At 41.2% G+C, this 9,892-nt stretch carries 14 protein-coding genes; 5 read left to right on the top strand and 9 right to left on the bottom strand.

The genetic code is table 11. The annotated features are described in order from the left end of the window. Positions 1-246 precede the first annotated feature (246 nt). Complete coding sequence (locus AAFP11_RS28650; protein ID WP_341740080.1) at positions 247-741, top strand: hypothetical protein; 495 nt, start codon at positions 247-249, stop codon at positions 739-741. Positions 742-1,005: 264 nt separating this feature from the next. Here the strand turns inward: AAFP11_RS28650 and AAFP11_RS28645 are convergent, their stop codons facing one another. The 6 genes from AAFP11_RS28645 to AAFP11_RS28620 form a co-directional block, all read right to left on the bottom strand. Next, complete coding sequence (locus AAFP11_RS28645) at positions 1,006-1,182, bottom strand: hypothetical protein (protein WP_341740079.1); 177 nt, start codon at positions 1,180-1,182, stop codon at positions 1,006-1,008. Positions 1,183-1,543: 361 nt separating this feature from the next. Further along, entirely contained in the window at positions 1,544-1,792 is a 249-nt protein-coding gene (locus tag AAFP11_RS28640; RefSeq protein WP_341740078.1) for a hypothetical protein, read from the bottom strand. A gap of 35 nt (positions 1,793-1,827) precedes the next feature. Next, on the bottom strand, positions 1,828-2,670 hold the full coding sequence (locus tag AAFP11_RS28635; RefSeq protein WP_341740077.1) for a hypothetical protein: 843 nt from the start codon (positions 2,668-2,670) through the stop codon (positions 1,828-1,830). A 4-nt stretch (positions 2,671-2,674) separates the two neighbouring features. Then, positions 2,675-3,259 carry a hypothetical protein gene (locus AAFP11_RS28630; RefSeq protein WP_341740076.1) on the bottom strand — a complete coding sequence of 195 codons (585 nt, stop codon included), beginning with the start codon at positions 3,257-3,259 and terminating at the stop codon, positions 2,675-2,677. 34 nt (positions 3,260-3,293) lie between these two features. Next, complete coding sequence (locus tag AAFP11_RS28625) at positions 3,294-4,256, bottom strand: hypothetical protein (protein ID WP_341740075.1); 963 nt, start codon at positions 4,254-4,256, stop codon at positions 3,294-3,296. 322 nt (positions 4,257-4,578) lie between these two features. Next, positions 4,579-5,145, bottom strand: coding sequence for a hypothetical protein (locus AAFP11_RS28620; protein WP_341740074.1), 567 nt, complete (start codon positions 5,143-5,145; stop codon positions 4,579-4,581). Positions 5,146-5,284: 139 nt separating this feature from the next. Between AAFP11_RS28620 and AAFP11_RS28615 the strand changes: the two genes are divergently transcribed. From AAFP11_RS28615 to AAFP11_RS28600, 4 genes are all read left to right on the top strand, one after another. Then, entirely contained in the window at positions 5,285-5,857 is a 573-nt protein-coding gene (locus AAFP11_RS28615) for a hypothetical protein (RefSeq protein ID WP_341740073.1), read from the top strand. A 241-nt stretch (positions 5,858-6,098) separates the two neighbouring features. Further along, positions 6,099-6,593 (top strand): hypothetical protein, encoded by a 495-nt coding sequence (locus AAFP11_RS28610; protein WP_341740072.1) that lies wholly within the window; start codon positions 6,099-6,101, stop codon positions 6,591-6,593. A 20-nt stretch (positions 6,594-6,613) separates the two neighbouring features. After that, positions 6,614-6,868: a hypothetical protein gene (locus AAFP11_RS28605; protein WP_341740071.1), complete on the top strand. Its 255-nt coding sequence runs from the start codon at positions 6,614-6,616 to the stop codon at positions 6,866-6,868. A gap of 93 nt (positions 6,869-6,961) precedes the next feature. After that, positions 6,962-7,321 (top strand): hypothetical protein, encoded by a 360-nt coding sequence (locus tag AAFP11_RS28600; RefSeq protein ID WP_341740070.1) that lies wholly within the window; start codon positions 6,962-6,964, stop codon positions 7,319-7,321. 116 nt (positions 7,322-7,437) lie between these two features. On the opposite strand, the gene AAFP11_RS28595 is transcribed toward AAFP11_RS28600, so the two are convergent. From AAFP11_RS28595 to AAFP11_RS28585, 3 genes are all read right to left on the bottom strand, one after another. Beyond that, positions 7,438-7,785, bottom strand: coding sequence for a hypothetical protein (locus AAFP11_RS28595; RefSeq protein WP_341740069.1), 348 nt, complete (start codon positions 7,783-7,785; stop codon positions 7,438-7,440). An 84-nt stretch (positions 7,786-7,869) separates the two neighbouring features. Next, positions 7,870-9,015 carry a transposase gene (locus tag AAFP11_RS28590; protein ID WP_341740068.1) on the bottom strand — a complete coding sequence of 382 codons (1,146 nt, stop codon included), beginning with the start codon at positions 9,013-9,015 and terminating at the stop codon, positions 7,870-7,872. A 426-nt stretch (positions 9,016-9,441) separates the two neighbouring features. Then, a complete protein-coding gene (locus AAFP11_RS28585) occupies positions 9,442-9,702 on the bottom strand; it encodes a MoaD/ThiS family protein (RefSeq protein WP_341740067.1) in 261 nt (86 codons plus the stop codon). Between the last annotated feature and the right edge of the window lie 190 nt (positions 9,703-9,892).

The raw sequence follows: 9,892 nt of genomic DNA, 5'->3' as shown, positions 1-9,892 counted from the left end.
CTAAATTAATTTTGATTAGCGGCGATCGATCTAGTCTAGCTTTTAGTTCTCCGAATGCTTGCTGCCAGTTGAAATTATTTTGATAATTCATAAAAAAAATTGGGGAGTTACTTTAACTGTACCTTTGTCATTCTAGTACGGTCACATTGATAACAGTCACAAGAGCGTGTTCGGAATCACCGATCGTCCTCTACCCTCAAAGAAGTGGAAACTTCCGCTATTGTGTTGGGATCAATAAGGATAAATATGAAGATACACTATCCGTGCGATCGCGCCAGACCGAGGTTAAGGTCGATCGCCACTTTAACCTTGGCAATGATTTTAGCTGCTGCCGGCACTGTTAGGAGCCAACCGCTACAAATTGCTCCGGGATTTCCCGAACCGCTAACTATGTCTGGAGTTTCCGGCGGCCCGAACAATAGTGGCGATTGCGGTTTTGTCGCCCCAGGGCCAAACCACGTCATCGAAGTCACCCAAGATTTACCTCACTGGCGGATTGCAGTACAAACCGCTGGAGCTCCGAGTTTGATGATTCAAGGGCCCAGGGGGCGTTTCTGCGTCCTACCGGCCAATGCTGCTGCGGGGACGGTAGAATTTTCCGGTTATGGCGATCGGGGAACTTATACTATTTTTGTCGGCGATCGAGCTCAAGGTCAACACCCCTATTCCCTCTCTATTTCTCAGAAACGGGTAGTATCACCTAAAATCAATACTTTTAGCCATTATACCCTTAGATTCTAGACCTATTCTAGTTAGTTAACGTATTTTTGTCATTACAGCCGTTAAGTCTGCTTACTTGTGGACTGGAGAATTCTAGCTAAAATCTAGTACGCTTTTGGTCGGTGAATGGCTATTTGGACTGACGCGCTTGGACTACCCCCATAAATAAGGGGGTAAATCTATCAACCAATATACTATACAAAAAAAGAGACACCCCCTACCCAAGGATGTCTCTGTCAAATTTTTGAATTTCTTACCCACCCAGTGCCTACTGATTTGGTTGATTCAACCCAAGGTGTCCGGCAAGGCAGTAATACCGCTCAATTGCTGTCTCAACGCTTCAAAGTCTATATCATCTAAGTCGTACTCATCCCCCAGTCCTTGGTCATCCAGAATAAGCTGTAATGTCTTATTTTGAGCTTCGATAATTTGAACCAGTGCAATCAATAAAAGTTTGCTCATTTGTTATGTCTCTGTGAATTCCACAATTATATCCTAGTCGGACTCGACAATAGGTGTCAAGCTATTTGATTAGGTTGTTTTTCCTAGCTTTTTTAAGCTTAGTTTTGACTGATTTAACAAAAGGTTTCATATCACCCTTGCTAAAATCGTCTAATCCTTGATGACGTTTTTCGAGGGCGATGTCAAGTTCTTTCTCCCTGATTAGTTGCTCTCTTTTCCTGTTAAATTCCCGCTTGATTATCGATTTACTTGTTGTTGACTTAGCCAATTTATTCATCCCTTAATAAGCGAACTATCGATTTAGAATCAGACTTAAAAACCCATTTTGTGATTGGAATCTTGCTCGGTTTGAGCATCTTGCCTAGAATTGTTTCGACAGAGAACCACTTAGTTTTTTTCCGACTCCGATTCCGGTATTTAGATTTGCAGTTCTTTCAGTAAAATCAACACCGCCAGATAGTCGATTTCCTTTTAGGCTCAAAACACCTTCTAAACCTATTTCTGCACTTCCTTCTGCACGAATTCCCCCTAGATTTCCTAAAGTTCTTTCGTAGGTTAAATTAAGATTTACGTTACCAGTGTTTCTAGGTTGTCTTGATAATGGTGGCATTTGTATTTTATGGGGGTAAATAAGGGGGTAAATTGCTAGGCGACATAAAAAACAAGGATTGAAAAAGGTTTAGCAAGTATATTTGCTGAATTTGTAGGATGATTGTAAAGAACAAAATTAACAGCGTCGTGAAGACAGTCATAAGACATTCCTGATGCCCCAGAGTCGAAATCGCTAGCAATACCTTGAAAATTAACGTAGGCAAGTTTGACAACAAAACCCTGAATTTTATCTCCACTTAATCCGTGCGCTACGCTTACAAGACTACCTTGTGTTGAAGCGCTTATACCTGTTAGTCGCTTAACTTTAATCGCTACGTTGTCACCTAAGCTAGTAAAGCCGCCAACATTCAAATTACCCCCTATACCCATCCCTCCAACAACCACGAAAGCCCCTGTAGTAGGGGAGATAGAAGGAACTGAGATAGGTATTTGGACGTTGGAACTACCAACTAAAAGTTTTGTTGCGATTGCGATGCCATTAGTACCAGTAACTAACCCAGAATCGTAACAGAAAGCGATTCCCGGCTGGTAAAAATTAATTCCGACAAAACCTGATGAAGGACTATTTGACAAAAGTGCGTTGCCATTCCAACTGTATCCAGAATAAAAACCTAACTGAGAACTCACCGTAGATAATATTTCACCTCCTGCACCAAATTTAGTATTAGAATTGCTAAAAGTTTTAGCACCACTAATTGTTTGGATTCCAGTCAGCGTGGCATAACGAGCATCAGCGCGGGCATTAGTTAGGTAATTGCCGTGCTCATCACCATTTTTGTGCTGTGTAAAGACAGTAGCTAAATCTACTTGTTCGACAAACTGAGTCTGTGAAAATACCTCGACAACACCGTTATTTGCACTGTTTCGCCCAAGCAAAGTATTAGTTGGTAGGTTGGTTGGTTAATTTACCTTCTAAAGCCAATTCTAACGAGGCAATTCGTGCGGATAATTCGGTCAAATCATTTTTTTTTGACACGTCAATTGTGCAACCAAACGAAAGGCTAATTAAATCTTTATCCCACAACAAACCATCACCGTCGTAGTCCACCAACTGTACGCCAATAGCATCATTAAGCTCTAGTAATCGAGAGGGATAGCCGAGACGACCACGGAAGTCTGGATAATCCTTTCTCCCGTAGTTGATTAGAATAAACTCGGCTATTTCAGTCCAGTTTCCGGTGTTGTTCTTACGGGTTAAAAATCTTAATCCAATTTTATTAGAGTTAGACTCTGCTTTTGTCAGGGCTAGGGATTTTTCGATATCGGTTTCATCTCCGGTTAAGTCAGGAACTTTGCCGAGGTTCAGACTATTTAAGTCTACAAAACCAGTTGCTTGGTCTAAATAAATAGCTACGAGGTCGTCACTTTGAACTGTCAAATTCCTAAAGTGGATAACTTCGATGATTGTTTCTGCTACGTAATTTGGAAGCAATTGTACTGAAAAAGTTTTTGATTGTAGTACCATTTTAGTTTCTGTTTACGATTTTCTTCATCTTACCTTAAATCATCGTTATACAATCGTTAAAGGCATCCGAAGCGCCTTCTTTCAAGCCTTCCAATAAGTTCCCTAGGGGTGGATTTTCTTCTGTAATCTTTTCTATTTTGTCGTCAATTTTTTGTGAGATTACAAAGCTTTCTCTTTCTTGCAGTCCCCAGTTTTTGATTTTATTGTCAATTGCAGGGATACCAGTTCTCACGTTGTTTCTGGCAAATTTACGCAACTCTAAATACCCTAATTTCGCAGCTAAGTTACGCGCATAACGAATAAAAACATTCGCAAGTTCCGACATTGCTTCAACCAATTCATCGGAAATATCATCATCATCCTGAATCTCTTTTGTAATTGATAGCGCAGCAGCAGCCGTGATATTTAAAGTTAACCTAGGGTTAGTTTTAGCACCCCCGAACGCCATTACTACCAAAGTCCTACCCAGAGATTCCCCAAACTGATTGAGAAAGGTTAAATAAGAGCTGTTTAATTCTGCCAAAATCGCGTTATCCGATTGTGCCCAATCTAAATTCATCACAGTATTTGTGGTTCCTAAAATTGCTTGTTGCAAGGTTGGAAGCATCGCACCTACAGCAAATCCACCTATTTTGACAGAACCTAGTGTCGCCCACATAGATGCTATACCGCCAGAAACTACTGCTGTAATTCCGGTTGCACTGCCAATAAACCAACCAACCACTCCTACCGCAAGTCCACCAGCAATCGCACTTTTAGGGTCATCTCGAAACCAGTCTCCAAAAAGTTTCCAGTCACCACGGGCGATTGCACCGAACAATTCCTTGCCACCGTTGAACATATTTTTAGCAAGATTGATTGCAGTCGAAACACCGCTTTTAATTCCAGCCCAAACCGCACCCGCAGTTTCTTGAATCCATTTATCGGGTACAATTCCTTCTGTAGAAAATGCCAGTGCTGAGGATTCTAAAGTAACCCCAAAAGTTGTAGCGCTCATAAATTTCCTTTTAATTGACAACAGTTTCAAAAGTTAATATTTGTAATCTGTTGACGTATACCTTTCTAGATGAATCGATTTTGGCATCAACAGAGCCACCTACTATCAAACCAGATTGCACCTCCCTACTGATATATCCACCCCATCGCCAGTAGTCAAGAGTAGCACCCGGTATTGAAAACATTACAGCGATAGCGCGTGAGGATAACAATATTGGGCATACCACCCTAGTATATTTATTTTCGTCAGGTGGTATTTCCAATAAAGTCCAAACCTGATTCCATGAATTTTGGTTAAACACAAAAGTCATAACAAGCTTAAATTATCTTGGTCTAGCAGCTACTGTAGCTTGTTCGGCATCAGTAGCAGGAGCGTCAACTTCTGGTGAAGCCTCAGCAGCAGCCTTGAGTGGAATAGGGTAGGTGCGACCTCCTTTGATTGAATACTGAGCGTAAATTTCTGTAGCAGACGGGTTACCAGTTGTGCGCTGAATTACTGTATCGGGAATATATTCTGCCAAGGCTTCTCCAATTTGCGCAACGGTCATGTTACTTGGAAATGTAACTGTAATAGTCCTCTTTGTTTTTTTAGCTTTAGCACCAGTCCTTAAAACAACAGCTCTGGAACGTGATTTAGTAGAAGGCAGGCTCATAATTTTGCCCGCATTAACCACTTTATCAGCCGTCGTCCCGTCCGCCTTAATAATTGACTTTGTGTATCCCTTTCTGTCTCGTTCTACAGCTTTAGCAAACAAAGTTTCAATTTTCAAAAATTTCGCGACTCTGTCTGTACAAGTAAAGTAGCCCAATAAATTTTCTTTAGGCGCATCTGGGGGTTCCTCACTAGGGTCTTGGCTTTTATAGCCAACCATAAACGCTAATCTAGTCATACAACCTCAATTGGAATGTTTTTAATATTCTATCTCACGAAATTACAATTTTTATTATTTTTATCTATTTAATTTATTCTCAAACCTATATGGTTTGAAAAATGTTTTATAATCAATTTACAGACTACAAATAACGACCATGACGACTCCCAAGAAATCCAAAATAACGCCGGAAGTGTTACTCCTGCCACCAGAAGAACCGTCTCTATTGTTTGCACAGCGCGAGCTTATCCGCAGCAATGGGATAGACTTTGAAGCGTGGTGGGATGAATTTAAAATGGGTTTTGTCAATGGCAAGCGTGACAAAGACACAAATTACAAAACAGCACTGTGGACAAAACCTAAGTACACCGACATTACGCCGTCTACTTCAATTAGTGGTGCTAAAACTATTGAATACTGGCCCGACAAAGATAAACCACAAGATAGCTACCTGCTATCAGGCACTACCAGTGATTTAATTGATGGAATTATGTCCATAATGCGTCAAAAGAGTGCGAATGAAGGTGTTAGCGGTAAAGGTAGCAAGCCCCTACTACGTGGTTATCCTTGCGTTAAATTGCTGTTTATGTCAGATGAGGGTGTCAAAGGGGTTAAACAAATTCGGTGTGTGGGGTTTACTGAAAACCCCAAAATCGCAGCAGCTAGCAATGGAATTAAATTACTAACGGTCAAGTTGTTTTGTATGTTAACGACTCCCTGTCTAGTATAGTTTCAAGAAAGAAGAATATCTGAGTTCTTTTCTGAATGGCTACAATCGTGCAACGGACCTTACCTTTATCTCTAACGGGAAAGGGGAAAATATAGAGTTTAAGACTTTTTGTGGAAAAGTTTACACAACAATATGGGAGAGAAATTCAACTGAGTTGAGTCGGCGAACTGTCACAATCCGAACTAAAAAATCGACTGAGTTAAATCAAGCACTTGACCCAGAGGAGATTATTTGGTCTCCCATGACTAATGCGATTAAAAACTTTTGGGAATCAGTGGATAACTGGGAAGCGTACAAAGATTTGTACAAGGTTTACGCAAAAACTCCAAAACCTGCACACAGCAAGGAATATTGGAGTCTCTTACGCAATACCTTGGTGACGGGTGTAGTAGTTGGCGTGTGGGCAAGTCTAGATGACGCGATTACAGATACTTCCAGTTGGCTTGTGAATGCTTTGCGTTCAAAGACAACCTTGTTGGAAACAGTAATCTTAGACGCACTAGAAACAACTTTAGGGCTGAAAAAGAAAGACTGGGAGGAATTATCTGTAAAGCACAGGCTTCATCTCAACCCTAAAGACTTAAAAGATGCAATTGAGGTATCAGTTCAAAATGGGTTAATTGAACGTCCTAAGCTTGCTCAGATTCAACAAATTCTGAAAAAATTAGGATTTGCTCCCGGAAGAAAAGATAAGCAACTGGGATACGTTTATACCGGGAAAAACAACAATGATTAAAAGAATGGAGTCATTTTGTGATGGATAATACTTCTGATTTGGAATATATTTTGACGCTAGATGCGAGTGAAACTGCTGACTCCAAAGCTAGTTTGGTACGAGATTTCATAGAATCGAAGCACTCTATTGCCGAATACGGTACTTTTTTTTACTGGCTGGCTAATGAATTGGACAAGGGGGAGATACAATTCAAAGACTTAATTTTTGATGAATTGCGTCTAACCAAAACTAAGGCACTGTTACTCTCTACGTGGCTTTTGCGATTAGTTGTCTAGTTACTTTACCCCCATAAATAAGGGGATAAATATCAGAAAGTCCGCAATGACTTTAAACTACGACTTTCCCTTATTTACCTACCAGAAAGAATCATGACACAACAGCAACCCGACAATATCGACAGAATTCAAGAAAAAATGAATTTTGTAACCATTACAGAGTTCAATAAATTTGTGGGTTTTGTTAATAGCGAACTAAGCAAGATTTATGATTGTCTTGAGAAACTCAGTAAAGAAAGTATTGAGTTTGAGGAAATACAAATCGAGCGCTTTAATTTAGTTGTTGATAAGCACAATCAACTGATAGAATCCGTATCCTGTCGGTTACAACCTAAACCAGGAGGATGGACTACATTTGACGAGATAGCATCAGAACCATTAACTGCGTCCATTCTCCCCGAATTTGAGCTTGGAGCGACCGCAGAATTTAAGCAAGAAAATCAAGTTAATTAAATCTAATTAACGCAACTGCATCAAAGAGATTGGTCATGTGAGATAGCCACTAAAAAACCCCCTAGAAATTAACCTAGGGGGTTATTGTTTTACCCCCATAAATAAGGGGGGGTAAATTATACTTGGACTAACTCGGTTGATTCAGTGATTCCTAGATAGTGCCTGAGAATGACATCTACGCTATTACCGCAAGCGCTAGCAATATGCAGTAAGGCATTGGTGTTACTAGCGTTAGCGTGAGCGGTAAGGGTGATGTACGTGTGCCTAGTGTGGTAGAGGGAAAGATAACCGGAGATTTGGTCTTCCCGAACTAATTCCGAAACCACACCAGGATAAAAATATGTTTTTTCCTCTCCATTAGACAAAGTCTTTGTCTGACTAAAATCGCGCCAAGCTTGATTCACCATCTTTTTACAAATAAATTGACCCTTGTCGCTAGGGAATATGAGTAAATCATTACTCATATTTTTAAGCCCTAAAAGTAAAGCTTTTAATCGACTGTCTTCGGGAAAATAGAACAGGCGAATTTCATTGGGATTCTTGACACTTCACGGAGATGTGCCACAAGTGGTCTTACCTTCTCTCTGTGTCCATTTAGAGTCGTGGCAATGCCCTATCCCGACTTTGTTTATATTCTTCGCTGCATTCTCATCGCGATCGTGTTCGATGCCACAATTCAAGCATTGAACCGAGCGGATTTTTAAATCCAATTTTCCCCATCTAAAACCGCAATTTGAACAGATTTGACTTGTTGGTTCCCAGCGACTAATTACCCTAAACTCTCTGCCATACTTTTCAGACTGACGCTCGCATAAAGTCCTAAACTCGTACCATCCCTGTTGGCTAATCGCCCTGGCAAGTTTCCGATTTTTGACCAGACCCGACACATTCAAATCTTCCAAAATAATAGTTTGATTCTCACTAACAACTTTGGTCGATAGTTTGTGCAGAAAGTCTTTACGAGTATCCCCAATTTGATTGTACAGTTTCGCAATCTGAATGCGAGTTTTGTTGCGGCGCTTTGAGTCTTTGGGCTGCCTTGCCAACTTGCGTTGCAGTCTGCGAATTTTTCGGTCTAACTGTTTGTAGCTTGGACTTTTAGCCGCTCTTCCATCACTCATCACTGCAAAGGTTTTAAGGCCCAGATCGATGCCGATGCTGTGGTTTTTAGCTTCGACAATATCGGAATTAATCTCTACAACAAAGCTCAGGAAATAACGGTTGGCGCAGTCTTTGATTGCTGTGACACAGCTAGGGTTTGATGGCAGTTGTCTCGACCAGATAGGACTAACATTTCCGATTTTTGCCAGATAGACGGACTCACCTTTGATAGAAAAACCCGATTTGACAAAAGTTGCAGATTGACTGTTAGTCTTTTTTTTGAACCTGGGTTGACCGACTTTTTTGCCTTTCCTTTTCCCTTTTAGAGAGTCAAAATAGTTTTTGTAAGCAACATCTAATTGTTTGAGGGATTGCTGTAATGGCACGGATGATACATCGTTTAACCAGGCTCTCTCTTCTGTCTTTTTAGATAGAGTTAGAGATTTGGATAGAGTATTGTAGCCGGGATAGTTGCCTGACTTGCTTTGAGTTAAGGCATCATTCCAAACAACTCTCACGCAACCAAACAACTGCGCTAAACTTTGGCGTTGTTGAGTGGTAGGATAGAATCTGTATTGGAATCTTGCTTTCATTCTTTGTCCTTTGTTTTACTATTCCATTCTAACAGGCTCGGTAAAATCTACCAAAGAATTAAAGCCGTCCTTAAGGACGGGGTTTTCAACCCAATTTTTTGATAAAAACATTCATCAGGCTCAATTCCCTGCAACATACTCTATACTAGCCAAGAATGCTCTAGCTGTGGAATAATTGTCAAGATAAGTTGTCTGTATTTGTAATTGAGCATTGGGCAACCCCCCCTTGGGCAGGGCTGTTTAATTTTTGGTGGCCGTGCCAAAGCCAGCCCTCCGAGAGCCCCAAATGTGCATAAAATCGTCTGTGAGGGGGTAGGCATTTTTGGCACAACCCCTACCTCATCCCTATTTTTCGGAGAATGAAACAGCGCTGCCCTTGGGGGGCAGGGGGGGTTGCCCGATGCGCGATGCCCGATGCCCCATCCCCTACCCACCACTGACAGGGGGAATCAGTACAACTTCGTCCCCGTTTTGGAGGATGGTGTCAGGGGAGACGAATTCCAGATTAATCCCGAAGCGGGTACGATCGCGCCAGGATTCTAATTGGGGATATTGGGCGATCGCGCGATCGAGCACTTGAGAGACTGGGGTAAGCATTGGAAATTCCCATGTTTGTTCAGAAACACTGTAGGCTTCACTAAAGGCTGCAAAAAATTTAACGGTGATGGTAATCGAAGAGTTAGACACGATAATTAAGATCTCGAAATTTTAGCTAGACAGACGGGAATCCCCACACTATACCGAGGCGGTATAGTGTGGGATGAAAGGCGTGTGAGGTGAGGATTCCATCTGTTCACAATCTCAAAGCATAGCTTTGAGGAGTGGGCGGATGGATGACGAGACCAACAAATCCTGGTAAAATAATACTAACAAAAAA

The organism is Microcoleus sp. CAWBG640 (genome assembly GCF_020883015.1).
Classification (GTDB): Bacteria; Cyanobacteriota; Cyanobacteriia; order Cyanobacteriales; family Microcoleaceae; genus Microcoleus; species Microcoleus anatoxicus.
The sequence above is the reverse complement of the archived record's forward strand: the minus strand, read 5'-3'. Positions and strand labels throughout refer to the sequence as shown.